Annotated in this window: 22 protein-coding genes; 15 read left to right on the forward strand and 7 right to left on the reverse strand. The window is 41.2% G+C overall.

The genetic code is table 11. The annotated features are described in order from the left end of the window. The 4 genes from IPJ09_13415 to IPJ09_13430 all read left to right on the forward strand — a co-directional run bounded on the left by IPJ09_13415 (position 1) and on the right by IPJ09_13430 (position 7,257). Positions 1 to 1,143: an efflux RND transporter periplasmic adaptor subunit gene (locus tag IPJ09_13415; protein MBK7372410.1), complete on the forward strand. Its 1,143-nt coding sequence runs from the start codon at positions 1 to 3 to the stop codon at positions 1,141 to 1,143. 70 nt (positions 1,144 to 1,213) lie between these two features. Continuing rightward, positions 1,214 to 4,609, forward strand: coding sequence for an efflux RND transporter permease subunit (locus tag IPJ09_13420; GenBank protein ID MBK7372411.1), 3,396 nt, complete (start codon positions 1,214 to 1,216; stop codon positions 4,607 to 4,609). 69 nt (positions 4,610 to 4,678) lie between these two features. After that, positions 4,679 to 5,197 (forward strand): DinB family protein, encoded by a 519-nt coding sequence (locus IPJ09_13425; protein MBK7372412.1) that lies wholly within the window; start codon positions 4,679 to 4,681, stop codon positions 5,195 to 5,197. Positions 5,198 to 5,529: 332 nt separating this feature from the next. Further along, positions 5,530 to 7,257 (forward strand): hypothetical protein, encoded by a 1,728-nt coding sequence (locus IPJ09_13430; protein ID MBK7372413.1) that lies wholly within the window; start codon positions 5,530 to 5,532, stop codon positions 7,255 to 7,257. A gap of 32 nt (positions 7,258 to 7,289) precedes the next feature. Here the strand turns inward: IPJ09_13430 and IPJ09_13435 are convergent, their stop codons facing one another. From IPJ09_13435 to IPJ09_13445, 3 genes are read right to left on the reverse strand one after another with little or no spacing between them, the layout of a single operon-like run. Continuing rightward, positions 7,290 to 8,603 carry a hypothetical protein gene (locus IPJ09_13435; protein MBK7372414.1) on the reverse strand — a complete coding sequence of 438 codons (1,314 nt, stop codon included), beginning with the start codon at positions 8,601 to 8,603 and terminating at the stop codon, positions 7,290 to 7,292. Positions 8,604 to 8,611: 8 nt separating this feature from the next. Then, complete coding sequence (locus tag IPJ09_13440) at positions 8,612 to 10,108, reverse strand: hypothetical protein (GenBank protein MBK7372415.1); 1,497 nt, start codon at positions 10,106 to 10,108, stop codon at positions 8,612 to 8,614. 18 nt (positions 10,109 to 10,126) lie between these two features. Continuing rightward, positions 10,127 to 11,527 (reverse strand): MBL fold metallo-hydrolase, encoded by a 1,401-nt coding sequence (locus IPJ09_13445; GenBank protein MBK7372416.1) that lies wholly within the window; start codon positions 11,525 to 11,527, stop codon positions 10,127 to 10,129. An 81-nt stretch (positions 11,528 to 11,608) separates the two neighbouring features. Between IPJ09_13445 and IPJ09_13450 the strand changes: the two genes are divergently transcribed. The 7 genes from IPJ09_13450 to IPJ09_13480 all read left to right on the forward strand — a co-directional run bounded on the left by IPJ09_13450 (position 11,609) and on the right by IPJ09_13480 (position 17,815). Beyond that, positions 11,609 to 12,721 (forward strand): beta-lactamase family protein, encoded by a 1,113-nt coding sequence (locus tag IPJ09_13450; GenBank protein MBK7372417.1) that lies wholly within the window; start codon positions 11,609 to 11,611, stop codon positions 12,719 to 12,721. Between the two features lie 327 nt (positions 12,722 to 13,048). Next, complete coding sequence (locus tag IPJ09_13455) at positions 13,049 to 13,498, forward strand: Hsp20/alpha crystallin family protein (GenBank protein MBK7372418.1); 450 nt, start codon at positions 13,049 to 13,051, stop codon at positions 13,496 to 13,498. Positions 13,499 to 14,121: 623 nt separating this feature from the next. Then, positions 14,122 to 14,391, forward strand: a complete 270-nt coding sequence (locus tag IPJ09_13460) for a DUF2158 domain-containing protein (GenBank protein ID MBK7372419.1) — start codon at positions 14,122 to 14,124, stop codon at positions 14,389 to 14,391. 402 nt (positions 14,392 to 14,793) lie between these two features. Continuing rightward, positions 14,794 to 15,375 (forward strand): thioredoxin family protein, encoded by a 582-nt coding sequence (locus tag IPJ09_13465; GenBank protein ID MBK7372420.1) that lies wholly within the window; start codon positions 14,794 to 14,796, stop codon positions 15,373 to 15,375. A 52-nt stretch (positions 15,376 to 15,427) separates the two neighbouring features. Further along, on the forward strand, positions 15,428 to 16,546 hold the full coding sequence (locus tag IPJ09_13470) for a redoxin domain-containing protein (GenBank protein MBK7372421.1): 1,119 nt from the start codon (positions 15,428 to 15,430) through the stop codon (positions 16,544 to 16,546). A gap of 239 nt (positions 16,547 to 16,785) precedes the next feature. Continuing rightward, positions 16,786 to 17,385, forward strand: a complete 600-nt coding sequence (locus IPJ09_13475; GenBank protein MBK7372422.1) for a YeeE/YedE family protein — start codon at positions 16,786 to 16,788, stop codon at positions 17,383 to 17,385. 16 nt (positions 17,386 to 17,401) lie between these two features. Further along, positions 17,402 to 17,815 (forward strand): YeeE/YedE family protein, encoded by a 414-nt coding sequence (locus IPJ09_13480; GenBank protein ID MBK7372423.1) that lies wholly within the window; start codon positions 17,402 to 17,404, stop codon positions 17,813 to 17,815. 16 nt (positions 17,816 to 17,831) lie between these two features. Here IPJ09_13480 and IPJ09_13485 read toward each other — a convergent pair whose 3' ends face one another. The 3 genes from IPJ09_13485 to IPJ09_13495 are packed head-to-tail and all read right to left on the reverse strand — an operon-like array spanning position 17,832 to position 19,861. Beyond that, positions 17,832 to 18,158 (reverse strand): iron-sulfur cluster assembly accessory protein, encoded by a 327-nt coding sequence (locus IPJ09_13485; protein MBK7372424.1) that lies wholly within the window; start codon positions 18,156 to 18,158, stop codon positions 17,832 to 17,834. Positions 18,159 to 18,170: 12 nt separating this feature from the next. Next, positions 18,171 to 18,590 (reverse strand): Fe-S cluster assembly scaffold IscU, encoded by a 420-nt coding sequence (gene iscU / locus IPJ09_13490; GenBank protein ID MBK7372425.1) that lies wholly within the window; start codon positions 18,588 to 18,590, stop codon positions 18,171 to 18,173. Positions 18,591 to 18,646: 56 nt separating this feature from the next. Continuing rightward, a complete protein-coding gene (locus tag IPJ09_13495; protein ID MBK7372426.1) occupies positions 18,647 to 19,861 on the reverse strand; it encodes an IscS subfamily cysteine desulfurase in 1,215 nt (404 codons plus the stop codon). A 287-nt stretch (positions 19,862 to 20,148) separates the two neighbouring features. Here IPJ09_13495 and IPJ09_13500 point away from each other — a divergent pair, with 287 nt between their 5' ends. From IPJ09_13500 to creD, 4 genes are all read left to right on the forward strand, one after another. Beyond that, entirely contained in the window at positions 20,149 to 20,775 is a 627-nt protein-coding gene (locus IPJ09_13500; GenBank protein MBK7372427.1) for a hypothetical protein, read from the forward strand. Continuing rightward, on the forward strand, positions 20,775 to 21,074 hold the full coding sequence (locus IPJ09_13505; GenBank protein MBK7372428.1) for a transcriptional regulator: 300 nt from the start codon (positions 20,775 to 20,777) through the stop codon (positions 21,072 to 21,074). The genes IPJ09_13500 and IPJ09_13505 overlap by 1 nt, the downstream gene beginning before the upstream one ends. A gap of 45 nt (positions 21,075 to 21,119) precedes the next feature. Further along, positions 21,120 to 21,410: a hypothetical protein gene (locus IPJ09_13510; protein ID MBK7372429.1), complete on the forward strand. Its 291-nt coding sequence runs from the start codon at positions 21,120 to 21,122 to the stop codon at positions 21,408 to 21,410. A gap of 79 nt (positions 21,411 to 21,489) precedes the next feature. Further along, positions 21,490 to 22,788, forward strand: coding sequence for a cell envelope integrity protein CreD (gene creD, locus IPJ09_13515; GenBank protein ID MBK7372430.1), 1,299 nt, complete (start codon positions 21,490 to 21,492; stop codon positions 22,786 to 22,788). 59 nt (positions 22,789 to 22,847) lie between these two features. Here the strand turns inward: creD and IPJ09_13520 are convergent, their stop codons facing one another. Continuing rightward, a complete protein-coding gene (locus tag IPJ09_13520; GenBank protein MBK7372431.1) occupies positions 22,848 to 23,471 on the reverse strand; it encodes a YdeI/OmpD-associated family protein in 624 nt (207 codons plus the stop codon). Positions 23,472 to 23,478 lie beyond the last annotated feature (7 nt).

Genomic DNA, 23,478 nt, shown 5'->3' on the forward strand with positions numbered 1-23,478 from the left:
ATGAAAAATATATTCTCTCTCCTTGTTTTAGCCATATCAATTATCTATATGGTAAGTTGTAAATCAAAAGATGCTGCTGATCCTTCTATGGACAAGCAAGCAAAATTAACCACGCTCAAAACTCAGATAGCCACACTTGAAAAAGAAGCAAATGCTCTTGAAGCCGAGTTAAATCCGGCGGGCAAAACAGTGCGAACCAAACTCGTTGGGGTCACTACGTTTCCACAATCCACTTTTAAAAATTATATAGACCTCCAGGGAGCAGTGACAGCTGACCAGGATCTTTTTGTTAATTCAAAAATGGCTGGTACTGCCACCCAGATTTTGATCAAAACAGGTGATCGTGTCACTCGTGGGCAGACCCTGGTTCATCTGGACGATGCCCTGATCCAACAAGGTCTGGCAGAACTTGAAACACAACTAGCCTTTGCCACTAACCTGTACGATAAACAAAAAGCTCTTTGGGATCAAAAATTAGGCACAGAGGTCCAATACCTTGGTGCCAAAAACAATAAAGAATCTATAGAGAAAAGAATAGCTACCACCAAAGAGCAATGGCAAATGTCAAAAGTCACAGCACCGATCTCAGGTGTCATCGATGAAGTCATGATCAAACCCGGACAGATGATTTCACCAGGTATACCGATAGCCCGTCTGGTGAATTTTTCGAAACTTAAAATTACCGCTGAGGTGCCCGAATCCTATGCCGGCAGGATCAAACCCGGCAATGCGATCAAAATTTATTTTCCAGATATTCAGAAAGAATTTGATTCTCGAATCACTTATGTAAGCCCAATCATCAACCAGGTCAATCGTACGTTTAAAGCTGAAGCAGCACTACCTGCTAACATGAACGGAGTTTTGCCCAATATGATCTCCATCATCAAAATCCTGGATTACAGCAATGACAAGGCATTTATACTTCCGATCAATTTATTGCAAAAAGACCACGAAGGCGACTTTGTAATGGTAGCAGATTCCACTACAGAAGGATGGATTTCAGGGAAACAACCTGTTAGTATAGGTAGATATTATAATGATCAGGTAGAAATAAAGTCTGGCATCAATCCCAATCAGCAGGTGATTACGCTCGGGTATCAAGACCTGGTAGCTGGTGAAAAATTAAGATTACAACCTAATTGAAAATTGATCTGACCACTCACTCCATTCCATTCATCTCCCGGAGCTACCTCTGGACCAATCCTTTTAATCCATGAAAGATATTATCAAAGAATTCAAACCCAGCAGTTGGGCCATAGATAATAAAACCAGTATTTACATTCTGACCATTATCATTACCATTGCTGGTATTTTTTCTTATATCCGACTACCCAAAGAACAATTTCCGGAAGTCGCATTTCCACAAATACTTGTCAATACCATTTATCCGGGTACCTCTCCTGCTGATATGGAAAATCTCGTAGCCAAGCCAATCGAGAAACAGCTCAAAGGGATCTCCGGAATCAAAAAAGTAAGAAGTAGCTCCTTACAGGATTTTTGCCTGGTGGTTGCTGAATTTGGCACTGATGTAGATGTGGCAGAAGCAAAACTGAAAGTAAAGGATGCCGTGGATAGGGCACGGGCAGACTTGCCAAGTGATCTGCCACAAGATCCCTCAGTCATAGACATCGATGTATCCAGCATCCCGATCATGAATATCCATGTCTCAGGAGATTATGATCTGGACCGGCTTAAAAATTATGCGGATGATATTAAGGACAGAGTAGAAAGTCTGAAGGAAATCACCCGTGCGGACCTGGTGGGGGCGCTCACACGCGAAATCCAGATCAATGTGGATATGTATAAAATGACCGCTGCCAAAATCACTATGCGAGACATTGAAAGCGCTGTCGCTATGGAGAACATGACGATCTCCGGAGGTCAGATCGATATGGGCAATGTCAAACGAGCTATCAGTGTGGTGGGGGAATATCGGGATGCGAGGAAGTTAGGAGACATTGTAATACGGGGCGGTACCGGTGCCATCACTTATTTAAAAGATATTGCTGAAGTGAGCGATACATTTAAGGAACAGGAAAGTTATGCCAGGCTCAATAAAAAAAATGTACTCACACTCAATATCATCAAACGTAGCGGCGAAAACCTCATAGCCACTTCTGACAAAATCAAAGCCATCTGTGAGGATATGAAGGCAAATGCATTCCCGGCTGATCTCAATGTAAATATCACGGGTGACTTGAGTATCAAGACCAGATCAGGACTAAAAGAGCTGATCAATACCATCATCATCGGTTTTATACTGGTGACCTTTATATTGATGTTTTTTATGGGCACTACCAATGCATTGTTTGTAGCATTGTCGGTCCCACTCTCTATGTTCGTGGCATTTTTGATCATGCCGACTTATGGTTTTACTTTAAATGTGATCGTGTTGTTTGGCTTTCTTCTGGCCCTTGGGATCGTAGTCGACGATGCCATCGTGGTCATCGAAAATACGCATAGGATATTTGACAATGGCAAAGTGCCGATTAAAAAAGCAGCCAAATTAGCTGCAGGTGAAGTCTTTTTGCCTGTGCTATCCGGGACGCTCACTTCCCTGGCTCCGTTTATACCATTGGCTTTCTGGCCAGGGTTGATAGGTAACTTTATGTTTGGCTTGCCGATCACCCTGATTACAACTTTATTGGCATCATTATTTGTGGCATACATCATTAATCCTGTGTTTGCAGTGGATTTTATGAAACCACATGATCCTGATCACAAAGAGAAAATATTCAATAAAGGATTTATCATAACGCTGGTAGTGTTTGGAGTGATCATGCTGTTGTCCCACCTGGGGCATAATATGTTTTTGCGAAACCTCACTTTTTGCGTGTTCTTATTTTATTTGCTCAACAAATTTGTACTGGGAGGCATTATTCGTGCTTTTCAAAACAACGTGTGGCCAAGGGTGCAAAATGGATATGCCTCCATGTTGAGGACCGTATTGAAAGGTTATAGGCCGATAGCTTTGCTGTTGTTTACGATATTTTTATTGATTGCCAGTATTGTGATTACTGCAAAATTCATTCCAGGAGTCCGTTTGTTTCCTGAGTCCGATCCCAATTTTGTCTATACTTACATTGCTTTACCGGTAGGTACTTCGCAGGCATATACCAATAAAATCACTTCGATGGTAGAAGATCGAATCATTGGAGTAGTCGGAGAAAACAATCCTATTGTAGAGTCGGTCATCTCCAACGTAGCTATTGGAGCGGGCGATCCTTCCAATTTTGAGCAGCAAACAAGCCCGCATCTGGGCAAAGTCACTGTAGCCTTTGTGGAGTTCGAAAAACGGCATGGTCAATCATCCGCAGACTATTTGTCCAAAATCAGAGAGGTGGTGCAAGATATTCCTGGTGCCGAAATCATTGTAGAAAAAGAAAACAATGGTCCACCGGCTGGCAAACCCATTAGTATTGAAATCTCCGGGGATGACTTTGATGAACTCACTTCTACAGCAAAATTATTAAAACAGTATTTGGATGAACTGCAGATAGGTGGAGTCGAAGAATTAAAATCTGATATATCGATCACCAACCCTCAATTAAAAATCACCGTAGATCGTCAGCGCGCTAACCGGGAAGGCATCTCTACAGCCCAAATCGGTTCTGACCTAAGGAATGCTGTCTTTGGTAAAGAAATATCTAAACTCCGGGATGGTGAAGATCAACACCCCATCATGCTTCGCTTTCAGGAAGATCAAAGAAACAATATCAACCTCCTGCTCAATCAAAGCATTATCTACAGGGATATGAATATGGGTGGTCAGATGCGCCAGGTACCAATGGCTTCATTGACTAAAATGGAATATGGCAATACGGTAGGGTCTATTAAAAGAAAAAACCTCAAGCGGATCGTCACGATATCTTCTAATGTACTCAATGGATTTAATCCTAATGAAGTACTGGCCAATGTACAGGCAGCTACTGCTAAGTTTCAGGGCGCACCCGGTGTGACGATTGGTTTTGCAGGTGAGCAAGAAGACCAGGCTGAGGCCATGGGGTTTTTGGGACGATCCTTATTAATATCTCTTGGTTTGATCTTTTTAATTTTAGTAACTCAGTTTAACTCCTTCAGCAAACCAATGGTGATCCTGATAGAAATCGTATTCAGCATCATTGGGGTATTGCTTGGATTTACGATGATCCGTATGGAGTTTTCGATCATCATGACCGGAATAGGCGTAGTCGCTTTGGCGGGCGTGGTAGTTAGGAATGGTATATTATTGGTAGAATTTGCGGATATGATGATGAAGCAAGGCTACAATATCAGGGAGGCAACCATCGAAGCAGGTCGCACCCGTATGACCCCGGTCATATTAACGGCTATGGCTACTGTATTTGGCTTGATTCCATTGGCTATAGGATTTAACATTGATTTTGTCTCACTATTTACGGAGTGGAAACCCAATATTTTTCTTGGAGGAGACAATGTGGCTTTCTGGGGGCCCTTGAGCTGGACCATGATTTTTGGTTTGGGGTTTGCTACTTTATTGACCCTGATTCTTGTGCCTGCATTGATGGTCATTGTGTCGCAAACAAAGTCTCGCTTTGGTCTCAAATCATACGAACAAAAAGCCCTGGAAGAAGCTGCTGAAGAGATTTAATAATAAAATTTTACATACGTTTAATTTTAACACGATTAACTTTACTTTTCACTTTAATTAATTTAGTTTATGAAACATTTATTATTATTCATCCTTTGCTTTGCAGGTTTTGGTCTTTGGTCTCAAAGTACTGATCAATCTGTACAAAAAGAATCGATCTCTTTTCTCTCTCACAATGAAGAAGCGATCACCGGCCTTGGTATGGCTATTCCTGCTGAAAAATTCAATTGGAAACCGGCCGAAGGTGTACGTACCGTAGGCGAAGTCCTGATGCATACCGCTGCCAGTAATTACTTTATATTGATGAATTTGGGTATTAAGCCACCTGCGAACATTGATATGATGAACATGGAAAAAATGGAAGGCAAAGACAAAATCCTTGATGCAGTGCATGCCTCCTTCAAATTTGTTAATGATAATCTTCTTTCAGTAAAAGATGCTCAGCTTGGCGAAATGGTCAAATTTCCCTGGGCTGAAATGTCCAAACAAGCAGTGATGTTTTTACTGGTGGATCACACCGGCGAACATAAAGGTCAGTTGATAGCCTATGCCCGATCAGTAGGAGTCACTCCACCCTGGAGCAAATAATTAAAATAAACAGCAGTACCTGAAATCTGCTGATGTTTAAAATGTAAAATTTAAATTTATCCCGGGGCCTTATAAATCCCGGGATTTTAATTTTCCAAAGAAATTATTTCATAAATTATTACTTTTTAAAGTTTTCAATATTTTATTTGGCTACCTGAGCATTCTTTTACGAGTCACAGAATGACATTACAATTTTTGTGCGAGTAGTAAAATGAATGTTATTTCTAAATATAGTTCAATGCGTCCTCCGTAGAGATTTCTTTTTCATAATTTGAAAAAGTAGTTGAGAAACCATAACTTACTAATCCCAAATACCATTTCTTATCTACCTGATGCGTTTATTTTTCAAGTCCCAGATCCTGGTCATCATGATTATCAGTGTGGGTTTTAATTGCAAACCTACTGAGTCAGTACCCGGTTCACTTTCGGTTAGAATTTCGAGAGAACCAGATCAGTTAAATCCCGTATTGTCAGTAACTTCCATTGCTGCCAACATTCAAAATTTATTGCACTTACCATTAATGGATTATGACCCTTACACGCAAGAGTATGTTCCGATTTTGGCTGCTCAATTGGCAGAGACCCTACATGAGGGCGGAATGACCGGATACCGGATCACGATTAGACAAGAAGCTGTATGGGATGATGGTAGCCCTATTACAGCCCAAGATGTACTCTTTACTTTAAAGGCTACACTCGATCCATTTGTCAAATCAGATAGCAAAAGAAGTGTCATAGAGCCGATAGATAGTATATCCTTGAGCGACAACCCAAAGGTGTTTACATTCTGGACGGATGATAATTATTTTCTGGACGAACAATCGTTCACCAATAATTTCATACTCCAGGAGTCTGTATTTGATTCTACACAATTGTTGAGAAAGGTAGACTGGAATACTTTAAAATATTTAAATATAGCAGACAGTACCTCAGAGTACAGAGCAATTGCGCAGAAATTTGCTGATCAATTTGCTGATCCTTATTTCGGCCGTGAAGGAGCTGCCGGAGCAGGTCCTTACAAAATAGATCAATGGGTCTCTAACCAATACTTAAGGTTAAAAAAGAAAACTAATTGGTGGGGCCATCGACTGAGTGACTCTGCTGTCAATTTTGCTGCTTATCCTGACGAGATCATATACTACATCATACCAGAAGAAGCCAATGCAGTCACTGCACTCAAGGATGGACTGCTCGATGTCATAGCTACTGATATTAGCCCAGCCATGTTTGAGAATATGAAAAACGACAGCTTGCTATCTACTAAAATTAATTTTATCACCGGGCCATCCAATCGATATGTTTATATTTCTATCAATAATAAAAATCCCATCCTGGAAGATAAAAATACGCGTCGTGCTCTGGCCCAATTATTAGATCTTGATCAGCTGAAACAAAACCTGTTTAAAGGTTATGCAGACAGGATCACAGCACCTTTCCAACCTTCAAAATCTTATTATGATACATCCTTGCAGCCCATCCCATTCGATATTAATCGAGCTCAAAGTCTTTTAGCTGCCGCTGGATGGATCGACAGCGATCACAATGGCATTCTGGACAAAAAATGGTTAAATAAAAGATTGGACTTAAAGCTTCGTTTTGTGGCTACACCGGGAGGATTAGGCCAACAAGTAGCTATTCATATGCAGGAGCAAGCACGCAAAGCAGGTATCGCCATTGAAATCATATCCAAGCCAATTCATTTGATGCTGGAAGATATGCAACATCACGATTTTGAATTAGCTGCATTGGCTGATAGTCAGTACCCGGGACCGGATGATCCATATCCATCATGGAGCACGAAGAGTTATGTAGAAGATGGTCAAAACTATACTGGATTTGGTGGTGCCGTCAGTGATAGCATCATCGACTTGATTCGGCACAGTGAGCCAGGCGATGAAAGGACTAATCTGTACAAACAGTTTCAGAAAATAATTTATGACGAGCAGCCCGCCATATTTTTATTTGCTCCTCAAAATTTGATGGTCGTCAATAAAAAATGGGACGCTAAAGCAGCTTCAGTAAGGCCGGGATATTTTGCAAACGATTTTAAGCTTAGATAAATTCAGTTCTGAAAGTACCCAAAAGTTGTAGCTTATTCTCCCCACATCAAGTTGATCCCCATACTTCCTCCGAGCCGACTCGTGCCATTGGGGTTAAAAAAGCCGGGCAAATGCTCCATACTCATATATATATTGAATATCGACAATCTTAATGCCCCAAACAAGCCAAGGTTGATTTTATGATAGGAGTCCAGTGAAATATCTCCGCCAAACTCAAAGACCTGTGATGGTCTGTATACGGTACCCGCCATGACCCTCCAATAAGTTGCAGGTGCATTATTGACCATATAGATAGCACCACCACCAGACCATCTATCAGACAAATGATATTGTGCATCGAGGATGATTCTTGATTGCAGACTCGTCCTGTACTTTATGTTTGATTCGTCGACATTGGTCAATGTTCGAAGAGTGTCTTTTATATGATCAAAAATCCCACCATCTACATTCAAAAAATCGTTGACTTGCAATCCGGAATAATTCGTCTCTGCTTTTCTTGAGTAGGCTTTGCCTTCCCAGGATATCCAACCCAGATCTCTGACTTGCAATCCAAACTGCCATTGCGAAGTATGGTGAAAAAGACCCACTGCAAACGCTGCACCGGGATGTTTGCCTAGTGCCTGACCATCGTATTTTACATTAAAACTATCGATCGAAACCGATTGAATCAGATCTGCAGACCGAAGGGTCCAATCCTCTTTGGCACTTATAGTCAGTGGATCATGTATATCCAAATCAAACTTTCTCACCTTCGCGTCGACCTCATACCAACCAGCCAAATAATCAGCACCGATACCCAGGCTCCACTGATCGTTGATAAAATAAGCTGCCTCTATACCCAAAGACTGATACAATGATGTACTGAGCCGGGGTCGTAGGTCGAGAGCTTGTGTCATAGCAAGGGGCTCTACATTCAGTAAGCCATAATTGCCATAAGCGACCAAACCGACCAGGTCCTTATTGTAGGTAAAGTCTACATCTCCACGGATACGATGACTCAGGTTGAACTGCCATCGATCATACTTTTTGCCAAAAGAAAATGATTTAATCGAAAACCCTGCCTCGGTCGTATAATCCTTTCGCTCCAGGCTCTTCCAGATATCCTGTAGATAGATGGATTGTGTACCGTCAGGATTTTTTCTGTTCCAATCATTCAAGGTACCGGTCTCACTGTATATCTGTCCACGCATTTCAGGAAGGCCTATGATGTTTTTCTTAGGGTAAGGCATGGCGGGATTTCTGTCCTGGTACATTTGATCCTTAGCCATAAAGAGAGGCCCGGGGTCCTGCGCTGGCAGTAGGGCATACCCACAAAAAAACAATATGCAAATGATCGATTTAGCCATGTACCTCATCATTTAAATTTTCCGGCAATTCCTATTTTAATCCTGAGTCGATCACGATCATTTATTTTGACCGTATTCTTATCTGCAGGAGTGTCAAAATAGGCCACTACTTTTATTTTTTTTGCCTGAGACCATGCGACCACTTTATTGGAAGGTACCGGCACGACCACATTATAAAGTGTCGATTTTGAAGACACACCGTTGACATCGGTGGCGGCTGATTGAAACAGAAGTTGCGATTTACTAAAAAGCGAATCTAAGGTTTGGCTTGCGTCATTGAGCAAATAGATCTGTGCATTGGCTGACATGGGAATCGCATTGTCTGTCTCTATCAGCAAAGAGCCCTCTTTAAAATTTTTCAATTGGTCCAGGTTAGCATCAAAAGTTTGTATTGCAGGATAATTGCTGATCCGACCTACGAGTGGTAATTCTACAGTGAGATTGATGGTAAACTTGCTGCTATCCAGGATAAACGAAGCAGAGTCATTGGTCAACAGTGGATTGGACAAAGCATCAATGTCATATATCAATCTGGTCGCCTGGGCATTAAACACCTCTTTGATATTAGAATTGTCTTTGGTAAATACATAAGTGGTGGCTTTCGTTTGACCGATTTCACCTTTGTTAGGATAATTAAAATACAGTCCCTGATCCAATAATGGGCTTTTAAATTCAATAAGGGTGCCGCTCACGGTCTGCATCAAAAAAGTATTGATCAGTGCTTTGGTCGGAAAACCAAAAGAATTATATACGGTTAAGGTTACTTTAGGGTCATCTATATATATACCCCCTTGGCTAAAACCATCATACAAATCTATCTCCAGGCTATCTTTTTTGAGATCGTACACATTTTGGCCGATATACCCTTCAATATATTTAAAATCCAATTGATCATAATAAAAAAACAGGCTGTTCAATTTGAAAAGGACATTATTAAGTGTCCTTGCCTGGTAATGAAGACCTATTTTGTTATTGACCGGCATCATGACTATATCTTCCAATGATGTTTTTGGGGAAGATCCTGTCACAGGCACACTGCCGGTGTATGGAATATCCAGCACCAGGTTCAATGGCTTATTGTTCAATTGCATCTCCGGCAACCAGAATTCTACTTGCACGGGTTCCATCCTGCTGTGCGAATAAGCCACATAATAATTCGTATTGGACAATATCGCTTTCTTAATGACAAAATTGTTGACTATGGGCAAGGTCACCAGGTTCAAGGTATCAAACAAGGGGATGGGGATGCCTCCGGGGATCGGGGAAAAAATCTCCTTTTTAGTTTTCTCCAATATATCTCCTGTATACCTGAGTAAGAGACTGCCATCAGGTTGTATAAATAACTGAGACGCAGCTGAAGCTTTTTTGACCAGATCATCCACCCTGATTTCACCATATACCAGGGGCAAAGACCATGATGCGGCCGAGCTATCTACCTGTATATCTACTGTACTACAAGCACATAAGGTAAGGATGGCAAAAAGTGTACATTTTGATAAATTCATCCTTATCCTGCGATGTTTTTATACATCCAACTCTTGCCCAAGAGAAGGGACGATGATATTAGAAAATCCTTTTTCAGAAAGAAAATGTTTCCATTCGGGAAGCACTTTTTCATCTCCGTGGACTAAATAGATCTTTTGTGCAGATGGAATTTGATTTTTTATAAAATTATACATCTCCAGCTGGTCTCCATGAGCAGAAAAACTATCCATGATCTCGACTTTGGCGCGAACCATTTTTTCTTCACCAAAAAATTTGATTCTATCTATTCCATTTCTCAGCATGCCACCGGGCGTGTTGGGTGAACAATAACCAACGATCAAAATAGTGTTTTTAGGATCTTCGATATTGTTGGACAGGTGATGTTTTACCCGACCGGCATTGGCCATACCAGAGCTGCTGATGATGATGCAGGGTTCGTTATTGTTATTTAATGACTTGGATTCCTCGACTGATTTTACATAATTGAGGCCATTGAATCCAAATGGGTTTTTATCAAACAACATATATTCGTGCAACTCAGCATCAAAACATTCCGGATGTATCTGGAACACGTTGGTGGCATTGACCGCGAGTGGGCTGTCCACATATACTTGAATTGGAGGCAACAGTTTACGATTAGACGCCTGATCCAACAGATACACGATCTCTTGGGTACGACCTACACTGAATGCCGGTATGATTAATTTACCTTTTTTTACCACACAGGTCTCGTGTATGATATCCAGAAATCTATTGTCTTCGCTGGGCGCATCATGATGCAATCGGTCACCATAAGTAGATTCGCAGATCAGATAATCCACAGGCAGCATTGGCTCCGGATCTCTCAATATAGGTCTGGCCGGTCGTCCGATATCTGCCGTAAAGCCCAGCATCGTGATGCCTTTTCCTTCCCTGACCCTTAAAGTGACATTGGCACTCCCCAAGATATGACCGGCATCCCTAAAAAGCACTTCGACATTGTCATGAATCCTAAACCAGCGATTATAATTAAACCCTACAAACTGACGCATGACCCGGCCTGCATCCTTGATGGTATACAGCGGTTGTACCAGTTCGCCACGATAGTTTTGGTTCTTCGTAAGCTTTTTATTTTCGTACATAGCATCTGATTCCTGGATCTTGGCACTGTCCATCAGCATGATCGCTGCAAGATCCCTGGTAGCAGGAGTACAAAATATATTGCCTTCAAAACCGTCTTTTGCCAGCTTGGGGATCCTGCCACAGTGGTCGATATGTGCATGAGAGAGCACTACTGCGTCGATCTCATTCGCTTTAAAAAACCACTGTCGATTGAGTTCGTCATTATTTTCACCCTGGAACATACCACAATCCAGCAGCAATTTAAATCCATCATCCAGCGTGATCATATGACATGACCCTGTCACCTCCTTTGCAGCTCCGCAAAATCTTATCTTCATAAATTAAATTATTTACATTCGTGAGGCCATAAAGATAATCGATATTGTTTGGTAACCCAAGTCGAACTATATTGTCAAGCTATGCATCACAAACTTACTCTTATATTTCTAGCCAGCTCCATCCTGATCGCTTGTAAAACTGAAAATACAACGAACGGAGCGCACGATTTGGTACAAGGTATGCCTGCGTCAGCCGGTACAAAAACGCCTGGCTTCGCCATGAAGATCATGTCCTGGGACTCCCTGGCATTACAATCTTATCAAGGTGTAGAAGACATTAAATCAATGAAGCCTATCGGCGAACACTCACTGTTTAATGTGGGATCTATCACTAAGACTTTTGTCGCCTATGCCATACTCAACCTGGCAGACGAAGGAAAACTAAGCCTGACAGACAGCCTGATTAAATTTTTTCCAGATTTTAAAAACCCGGATATCGGGAGGCAGGTGCGCATCTATCATTTGCTGACTCATACCTCGGGACTGCCTGATAACCGGCCTGTCCAACAAGACAGCATATATTATCTCACAGCCGATGACGCTCAAAATTGGGCACCCATACTGCAAAATGATACTTTACTTTTTGCACCCGGCTCTCAATATACCTACTCTAATCCCGCTTTTAACGCCCTGGCCCTGATTATACAGCAGGTGACTCATTTTAAATGGCAGGATTATATCAAAATAAAAATATTCACGCCAGCCAGGATGCTGACCAGCACGATTACTGATGGCGCATTGCCTGATTCCGGGGTTACTCATGCTTATGTACCGAAGGTAGATGGTTCCTGGCGAGAACTGGATTATGGGGAGGAACCAACTTTTAATGCTGCGGGCAATGGCGGTATATGGAGCAGTGTGAATGAATTGATTCAATATGAAAAAGCCATAGAGCGCGTCGAGTTCGTGAGTCCTGAGGTTAAATTAATGGCCAGGACTATTTATCCGCACAATGCCTGGGTAGGTGACAAACCCAGTCAGCTTGGATTGAGTTGGTTTATCTCCACTTTTGAGGGGCATCCTATGTACGCGCACACCGGCTCGCAGGGGGGATTTACTGCTGATTATGTGAGCATTCCAGAGGAAGGTTTCTTTTATTGCATCTTGTCTAATACACCTATAGATATACCGGCTACCAGAAAAAAAGTATTAAATTATGCTCTGGCAAAGGCATTGATCCGTCCGAAAAAATAATTCTAAATTTTTATTGATCCACAAATTTATTCCTGCTCTCTGGTGGGCATTAAGGTATACACTATAAAGAAAATTCTATACCCTGTAGTGGGCACCCTATGATAGTCAAAATGACAGATTCTTAAATATATTAGATTGGTCAAAATTTCACTTTAATGTTAAAGATTATTAACAAATACTGACAATTTTTCAGTTTCATTCAAATGGCATTCACTTTGATGGATTAGAATGTATTCATGCATGAATCTCTTTTATAAAACCTTGTATTAATCGTTTAATAATTTATTTTTTTAAATCAATTGTATAACCTTTTAAAACCTGGTAATTATGACACTGCTAAAAAGAAATTCACTTTTTCCGACAGTACCACAACTGTTCGATGATTTTTTCACGAGAGATTTATTCGACTGGGAGAACCGCAACCATTCTTTCACCAATACTACCTTGCCCACTGTCAATATTGTCGAAAACAATGACGAATTTTCAGTGCAGATGGCTGCACCCGGTATGAGCAAGAAAGATTTTTGTGTAGAACTGAACAACGAAATTTTGACGATTACTTCTCAAAAAGAGAATTTGGACGAACTCAAAGAAGGCGAACGATATACACGCAGGGAGTTTAGCTATCAGTCCTTTCGTCGATCTTTCAATTTGCCTAAGACCGTAGTAGATGAATCTAAAATAAAGGCAAGCTACGAAAATGGAATTTTGAGGGTAATCATTCCCAAAAAAGAAGAGGCCAAATCACTTCCTCCTAAGCAGATTGCTATTGCCTAAGCGATAAAGCGGCTGGACTTTTTGACCAGCCGCTTTAAACCCTAACCTCCTAGGGAATCTGACGAAAACTATTTTCTCAATGAAAATAATTTTGTCCGGGTTTGACCAGTAAGGAGATGTAAGTTTTTTCACATTGGGTATTGTTTATAATGGAATCGATTAATTTCGATGCGGCAGCATTGATTAAATAAGGCAAATCAAGCCAGGCTCCGACATCGTCAATTAAATTAACCTATATTATAACCATAGATTTTCGCAACATTTGAAATTCAATAATTAATATAAAATCTTTATTGAAATGGAGACAAAAACAATTGATATAGAAATCCTTGAAATGAATCAGGACTTCATAAAAGTTAAATTACCTTTTTTAAATATTCCCATAGACATGAACTATCAATTTTTTAATCCAAGGTTAGAAAATGGATATTTTAATATAAAGAATTTCCCCAAAGATCAGATTGCGAAAGGCCTCAAATCGAACAGACCGCAATTCAGGTAGGCATTGTGGGTCAATGTTTTTACTGGATCCGATTGCTTTTCGGAAGATATATGATTAAGTTCTGGTCACAGCAGAGTCCCGAAAGTCTGATTTAATGGTTTAACTAAAATTATTAATTGATATGACTATTAGAAAATTTGTAGCTGGAGATAGAGTACAGAAACGAAGTGGTGGCCCTATCATGATAGTACAAAAGTATTGTCTTAGACAGCATGTATTCGGAGGGAATTCTCATAGTGGTCATGATGTCGAATGTGTTTGGTACGAAAACGGAAGAAGAGAATCTGCTATTTTTGACCAACGCACCTTGTCTAAAGTTTCAATTTTTCCGCCATCATCCCATGTCTATAATAACATTGGTAACATTGGTAAACCTCGCGTTTCAACATAAAAAATTTCAGAATCTTGTACAATGAAATAGAATGGTGGGGCCAAAACTCGACAATATCTTCATAGTTTGTCATGATGTTTTTACCCAAAATTCTGAACCATGATCACTGGTGCCTACCAGGGCAGTCTGATTGGTCATAGATTTCGACTTTGATGTTATATCTGGTTGTACCTAAAGTCTACCTGCGGCCAAAGAGTTTTGTTGTTTAGAAATCCCTGCTAGCGATGTCTCTAACTTTAGGAATTACTAATCAGCCTTTAACTTGCAAAATAATCCGTTTAATTTTTTATCCTTCGGATGTTAAAAGAAGTTGATTTTCAATTTCTTGTCAGGGTCAATAAGAGGAAGGATAAATCATTCACATTTGACGGATACCTGTTCTAATGGCTATCTTTGCATCCTATGTCACAAACAGAATCAAAGATGCTTGCCTTAGGTACTGCTGCACCTGATTTTAGATTGCCGGATACTATTTCAGGCAAAAGCATTTCATTAAAAGAATTACAGTCTGATCGATGCACCGTCATCATGTTTATTTGCAATCATTGTCCTTATGTACTACATGTCAATGCAGAGATCATCCGAATCGCCAATGATTATCTGCCTAAAGGAGTCGCTTTCATAGCTATAAGTGCTAATGATGCTGTGAAGTATCCTGCGGATGGCCCTGACCAGATGCGATCTCATGCCCTGGCATTGGGTTACCCATTTGTCTATTTGTATGATGAAAGTCAGGAAGTCGCCAGAGCCTATGATGCTGCCTGTACACCTGATTTTTATGTATTCAATGGCGAAGCAAGCCTGGTGTACCGGGGCAGATTAGATGGGTCCAGGCCAAAAAACGATCTTCTCCCCACTGGTCAGGATCTAAGGGCTGCGATAGATGCTGTACTGTCAGGAACAGCGGTACCTGATCGTCAATATCCCAGTGTAGGGTGCAATATAAAGTGGAAGCAAACCGATTTTAATCAATCGATTGCATAAACTTTGCTTTCTTAGTATCTTTAGCACTTTAAAAAAAATAATCATCAAACCTATGATCAGGAAAATTTCAATTTTATTGTTTTTTAGTTTTTGCTTTTCAAGTATGATAAAAGCCGCTGAGGATCCTAAAACCCTGGAGATAGGAGCCGCTGCTCCGGATTTTAATCTCAAGAGCACTGATGGCAAAATGTATTCTTTAAAAAGCTTTGCATCCGCAAATATTTTGGTTGTGTTATTTACCTGCAATCACTGCCCCACTGCCCAGGCCTATGAAGATCGTGTTATAAAATTTGTCAATGATTATAAGTCCAAAAATGTCCGCCTGGTAGCGATCAGCCCCAATTCGGACAAATCAGTTCTTTTCAATGAGATGGGTTATACCGACCTCAATGATAGCTATGAGGAGATGATCATCCGGTCAAAAGATAAAAGTTTTAATTTCCCTTATCTATATGATGGAGCTACCCAGGAGACTTCGCATAAATATGGCGCGGTCGCTACTCCTCATGTTTTTGTATTTGACAAATCCCGAAAACTACAATATCAGGGCCGTATTGATGACAATGAATATATAGGCAAAGAGTCCATACACAATCTGCGTGATGCAGTCGATGCCATGCTGACGAACAAACCTGTAATGCCTGCCACGACCAAAGTCTTTGGCTGTAGTGTCAAATGGGCTGAAAAATCAGTTAACAAAATATCAGAAGTACAAAAATGGGCAGCCGAACCGGTCAACCTTCAAAAAGCAGATATAACTGCCATCCAGGCTTTGGTTAAAAATGAAGGCAATAAAAAATATCGACTCATCAATGTTTGGGCTACCTGGTGCGGACCCTGCGTAGCAGAATTCTCCAGCCTGGTCGAATCCGATCATATGTATAGACGCAGAGATTTTGAATTTGTCAGTGTATCAATGGATGCCCCTAAAAGCTATGACAAAGCACTTGCCTTCCTCAAAGAAAAATTTGCCTCCAACAAAAATGTAATCTATGATGGTGAGGACAAATATGCTTTGATAGAAGCAGTAGATCCTCAATGGCAGGGAGCACTGCCCTATACCTTGCTAGTATCTCCCAGCGGTGAGATCGTGCATCGGCAAATGGGGGAGATCGATGTGCTCAAACTGAGAAGAGCCATCGCCGATCATATAGGCAGGTATTATGATTAATTTTTCTTAAACCCTGCGAAAGAAGATCAACTTCCTGGCATCGGATTTATTTTAACTCCATTAACCTATGTAGCTCATGATAGATGGAATGCTGATACAGCATTTTATCATTTCTATTGTAGCGAGGATGAGAGCTTCGATCGATTTAGATTATGCTAAAATTTAAAGGAGAGACTACCTGAAATCTTCATCTTGGTATATCCGTTTAGATCTGTATTTTTAGAAAAATTTTGCAGACAATGGTAATTGATTTTTTTACTCAAATAAAAGATTTTGTGAGTCAGCCCTGGCCCTGGTGGGTTGGAGGACCAATGATCGCGGGCATTATGTTCATCTTGCTGCTTTTTGGCAAGGAATTTGGCATTTCGGCCAACTTCAGAGTGATGTGTGCCGCAGATGGTGCAGATGAGATGGCTGATTTTTTTAAGTTCGATTGGCAATCACAGGGGTGGAATCTATTGGTCGCCCTGGGGTCCATGTTTGGCGGATATGTAGCTGCCCATTATTTTACTCCTGCAGGACAAAATATAGCCCATGTATCAGATGCGACCGTGGAGCAACTCAAAGGATTGGGGTTTAATTACCAGCCTGGAGAAGTGCCGCTGGTGCCTCCGTTTTATGAATGGCCTGCATTATTTACGCTCCCTGGATTTCTGGTCATCGTAGTCGGGGGTCTATTAGTAGGATTTGGTGCCCGCTATGCCGGTGGTTGTACTTCCGGTCATGCGATCAGTGGCATGTCGGCTTTACAGCTGGGCTCCCTCTACGCGGTCATAGGATTTTTTGCCGGGGGTTTGTTTATGACCTACGTTTTATTCCCATTCATTTTTCACAACTAATTAATTCTCTTTACCAATGAAAATGTCAAGATATATTTTGGTGGGTATTCTGCTCGGAATCACCTTGTATAAAACTGAAGCTGTATCCTGGTTTAGAATATTTGAGATGTTCCACTTTCAGTCTTTTCATATGTATGGGATCATCATGAGTGCCATCGCTGTTGGAATCGTCATGGTTCAAATCATCAAACGAAAACACCTCAGATCTATTGAAGGTAAAGAGATCGTGATCAATCCAAAGGATACCAGTTGGAAGAGGTATATCATCGGAGGATTCATTTTCGGGCTTGGATGGGCTTTGGCTGGCGTATGCCCGGGACCTATGTTTATTTTATTAGGCAGTGGTTATACTGTACTGATTGTATTTTTATTAGCAGCGATGTCAGGTACTTTTGCTTATGGTTATTTTCGCAAAAGATTACCCCACTGATGATTTGACTTATGATCTACACCGCAAAACTCTCCCCGCAGCCACAAGTCCTGCTGGCATTGGGATTTTCAAAATAAAATCCTTTGCCTTGAAGACCCCCTGAAAATTCAAGAATGGTATCAAATAAATAGAGGAAGCTTTTAGTGTCTGTGACGATCTTGATGCCTTTGTCTTCAAAGACCTGGTCTTTGGGACGGCTCTCATTGTCAAAATCCATATTATACGTTAGCCCGGAGCATCCACCACTGGTCACGCTAACCCGGACAAAATAATCCGGAGTAAGTTTTTCCTTAGCTATGATCTCTTCAACTCTTTGCTTGGCTATGTCAGATATATAGATCATACTGATTTACGATTAAGCCTGGGCCGTCGCAGTAGGTTCGGTGACGACGATCCCGTTTTTAGTTTGATAATCTTTGATGGCTGCTTTGATGGCATCTTCTGCTAATACAGAACAGTGGATCTTAACAGGAGGCAGCGCCAACTCTTCCACGATATCCATATTGTCGATTTTCATCGCATCTTCCAGTGATTTACCTTTGAGCCATTCAGTAGCCAGAGAAGAAGAAGCAATAGCTGATCCGCAACCAAAGGTTTTAAACTTAGCATCGGTGATGGTACCGGAAGCCTCATCTACTTCTATTTGAAGTCTCATCACATCACCACACTCCGGAGCACCAACGAGCCCGGTACCGACATTCTTTTTGCCTTTGTCCAGGGTGCCGACATTTTTAGGATGCTGGAAGTGATCGAGTACTTTTTCTGAATAAGCCATAGTATTTATTTTATTTATTGATTATAGAAACAATATTGTTGATTAAAAAGTTTTCATTAATGAGAGGCCCAACTGACTTGAGTCAAGTCAATACCTTCTTTATACATTTCCCAGATCGGACTCAACTCCCGCATATGATTGACTCCTTCTTTGATTGACTCTATAGCAATATCAATGTCTTCATCTGTGGTAAACCGGCCTAAGCTAAATCTCAAAGAAGAATGGGCCAGGTCATCGCCCAAGCCCAGAGCTACCAAAACATAAGAAGGCTCCAGGGAGGCCGAAGTACAAGCTGATCCTGATGACAAGGCCATCCGCTGATTAAAGGTCATCATGAGGCCTTCGCCTTCGACATGTTTAAATGACATATTGGTGACATGAGGCATTCTATGGGCCGGATCTCCGTTGATATAAACTTCTTCCATAGCATTTTTGAGGGTTGTCTCCAGTCGATCTCTCATGACAGTGATTCTAGCCATATCTGTAGCCATCTCCAGTCTGCAAAGCTCTGCCGCTTTGCCAAAACCTACGATGCCGGTGACATTCAGAGTGCCTGAACGCATACCCCGCTCATGACCACCACCGTCCATCTGGGCCGTGACTTTTACCCGGGGGTTTTTGCGACTTACATAGAGTGCACCTACTCCTTTTGGGCCATACATTTTATGGGCGGTAAATGCCATCAGATGCACTCCCATTTCGCGGGGATTGACATCGATTTTACCTACAGCCTGGGTCGCATCACTCATAAATAACACACCATGCCGGGCACAGATATCTCCAATTTCTTTCATAGGTTGGATGACCCCGGTCTCATTATTGGCCCACATCACCGATACCAATATAGTAGTAGGTTTGATAGCCGCTTCCAGTTCTGCCAGATTGATCAATCCTTTATCGTTCACCTGGAGATAAGTAATGTCGCCACCCAGCTCAGACAGGTGCTTGCAGGTATCCAACACTGCTTTGTGCTCTGTGGTCACGGTGATAATATGGTTGCCTTTTTTCTTATACATGTCAAAGACCCCTTTCAAAGCCAGGTTATCGGCCTCTGTAGCGCCAGAGGTGAAAATGATTTCTTTTGAATCAGCATGAATCAGGGTAGCAATTTGCTCCCGGGCATAATCTACTGCTTCTTCAGCTTCCCATCCGTAGGGGTGACTGCGGCTGGCTGCATTGCCAAATTTTTCGAAAAAATAGGGCACCATGGTCTCTACTACTCTAGGATCACAAGGGGTAGTGGCATTGTTGTCAAGATATACTCTTTTCATTTTAAGCGCTTTATAGATTATTAACTTTTTTAAACCCTATTTGGATTTTGTCTAAGTAAGGACAAATTTACACTCAAATGGTTTAAAAAGTAATAAAGTTTTTTAGAATTATGTGAGTCTCAACGATTAAGGCTCTTTACCCATCATTTAAAATGCTGAACCAAAACATTTCAGATATCTGAAAATGCCGCCCGCAACACCCCCATTCGGACTTTATTTTATGAAAAAATGCCATTTCGCTTGACAAATTGGAAAAAGCGTTCACTTTGCATTTCAAAGTACTTTTTATGACACAGTTAACCGATCCTTTCTCCTCGCTGAATGAAATCAAATCTATGATGGAAAAAAGCAGCCGATTTCTCAGTCTGAGCGGATTGAGTGGAGTGGCTGCAGGATTGATAGGCCTTGCAGGAGCCGGTTTTGCTTACCTGGAATTAACTTCCCAGCAATATGAAGCCAAGGATATCCCTTCATTGGATGGGTATTTTACTTCTCCCTTGTTTTGTATCGCCATAGTCACCTTAATTATATCCTTGATGGTCGGCTTTCTGTTTACTTACCTCAAATCCAAAAAACTTCAGGGCACACTATGGAATCACGCCAGTCGCCGAATGCTGATCAATCTTGGTCTGCCCCTAGTAGCAGGCGGTCTCTACCTTTTAAAATTGATGGACCTGGGTTATATAAGTATGATAGCCCCTGGGTGTCTGCTATTTTATGGACTTGCGCTGGTCAATGCGAGTAAGTACACACTGGGTGATATCAGATACCTGGGGTATATAGAAATAGGCCTGGGAGCCATCAATTTATTGTTATCCGGGTATGGCTTGTATTTTTGGGCCTTAGGTTTTGGGGTGGCCCACATACTATATGGAGGATACATGTGGAATAAATATGACAAAAAAAGTTCCTGATGAAAAACCCCGTTCTTCCATTCAATAAAGTATTTGACAGTCGGGTGCGCCTGGGCATCATGGGCAGTTTATTGATCAATGAAGAGGTCAATTTTAATCAATTGAAAGAGTGGACCAATGTCACCGATGGCAATCTCGCCTCTCATCTCAAATCACTTGAAGATCATGCCTATATCAAAGTGAACAAAGGCTTTATTGGTCGCAAAACCAACACGACCTATGAAGTCACAGACGCAGGGCAAAAGGCATTCAAAGAACACCTGGCCGCCCTCGAGCATCTTATCAACCAATTAAAATAATCCACCACATTCAATTAAACAATTACCAAGGAAAATAAATTTAATATGATTAAGAATAATAACCGACTCCTCATCATCGTGGTCATCGTAGCCTTCCTTTTGCTGATACCATTCATAGCGATGCAGTACACTGAAGAAGTAAGTTGGAATCTGTCAGATTTTGTAGTCGCTGGAGTCTTGTTGCTCGGCACCGGACTCCTCTGTGAGCTTGTGATCAGGAAAGTAAATCAAAGAGGACTCCGAATAGTCATCTGTGTAGCCTTGCTTACGATACTCCTCCTCTTATGGGCAGAACTTGCCGTAGGCATCCTCGGGACACCACTGAGTGGTCATTAATAACACGAGCTGATTTGCCCCAGAAAATAGAAGCATTCAAGTAATAAGGTGCAATTATTAAGACGAAAAATAATTTAACATGGAAAATAATTTTTTTAAAAAAAACCAGCTAACCCTTCGTGGTATAATGGTCGGTTTTATCATATTGGTCTTAATGATCCCCATGGCCAATATCTCGAGCCTGGTTCAGGAGCGACAAAATCGCCAAACGGAAGTGAGCCAGGAAGTAAGCAATAAATGGGCATCCAATCAAACCATCAATGGACCCGTTTTGATCATTCCGTATATAGAATTATCCTTAGATCAAAAAAACACCTTTAGAAAACTGGCTTATTTCCTGCCATCAGATTTGAATGCAGCAGTATTGGTCACACCTCAAACACGACACAGAAGTATCTTTGACATTGTCGTATATCAATCAAAGGTCATTGTCACCGGAAAATTTGATAGTTTGAATATCAGCACTCTTAATATTCCTACCACAGCCATATTGTGGAATGAAGCATTTATTTGTCTTGGGTTGACGGACTTTAGAGGTCTGGAAGATCAAATTAATATAATCTGGGACACACAACAATATACTTTTGAAGTAGGTGCGCCAATGAATGATTTTATTCCTAATGGGCTGAAAGTAAATATCCCAAATAACTCACTTACCTCATCCCAACATTCATTTTCGCTGGAGCTGGGTCTTCGAGGATCACAAAATTTATCCTTCGTGCCTACCGGAAAAACTACAAAGGTGCATATGGAATCCAGCTGGCCGGACCCTTCTTTTACCGGCGCTTTTTTACCCACGGACCAGGCTCAAATCACCGAACAAGGTTTTATAGCAGACTGGAAAATATTAGACCTGAACCGCAATTTTCCTCAAAGTTTTAAGGATACCAAATATGAGGTACATGCAGCAGATTTTGGTGTGAATTTTTTGAAGGGATCCGATCATTATTCAAAGACGACGAGGTCAGTAAAATACGCGCTCCTGTTTATCGGCCTTACGCTGGCATTGTATTATTTTATTGAAATATTGCAGCAAAAAGAAGTGCATGCTTTTCAATATGTTTTAGTGGGCCTGGCCCTATGTGTGTTTTATACGCTGCTGTTGTCGATATCAGAATACCTTAATTATAATTGGGCTTATTTGATCGCCGCTGGCTCCATAGTTTTGTTGGTGACCTGGTACACTACTTTTGTATTTAAGAGCAAAAAAATTGCAGGGACTTTCAGCTTAGTACTGACTTTGTTGTATGGCTTTATTTTTATATTGATTCAATTGCAGGATTGGGCTTTATTGATCGGGAGCGTAGGATTGTTTGTGGTATTGGCTGCGGTCATGTACTTTTCGAAAAGGATCAATTTTGAAAAAGCTGAATTGTAATATTTTAAAGTCAAAGATGCCCGCACGGATCTTTTAGCAATAATTATATCCGGAGATGATTATTTAGGTTTTTCGTATTTCCAATTCCTGCCTTTGCCTTCTGCATTCCATTCTACCGTGGTGATAATCCTTTTTAGTCGAGTAGCTTCCGTCTTTGCTTCATTAATCCATTGGACATATTCTTTTTGATGGGAATAAGAAGCGGCATTAAATGTGTTTTTTGCTATTTCATTTTTGGCCAAAGCCCTGATGAGGTCTTCCGGCATATCGAGTACTTTTTTGTCATTCGGCAGAGGCTTAGGTCGGGGTGTTTTAATGCCGGCTTCATTTAATTTGCTGGCTTCCTTAATCATTTTGATCATTACTTTATCAGCGGGTAGATCCTTCAGTGAAGTGATTTTACCAAGGTCACCCATGGCATTTTTTTCAGCCATCTGCAAAACGCCTTTGCCCGATTGAATGAGTTCAGCTTTCCAAAAAGTAAAAGCACAATGAGCCTTGAATGCTGCCATAGAACACATGACATTGTCCTTATAATCAAAATGGGGAAAGCTCCATTTTATGGTCTCTTCTACTTCAGGGCAAGCCTCATGTACTAATTGGCGGATATGATTCAAGATGGGTTGAGCGAAAGGAGCCGCTTGGTCGATATAGGCATCTATACGAGGATCAGTTCGTGGCATGCAATTC

The organism is Saprospiraceae bacterium (assembly GCA_016709995.1).
Taxonomy (GTDB): Bacteria; Bacteroidota; Bacteroidia; order Chitinophagales; family Saprospiraceae; genus JADJLQ01.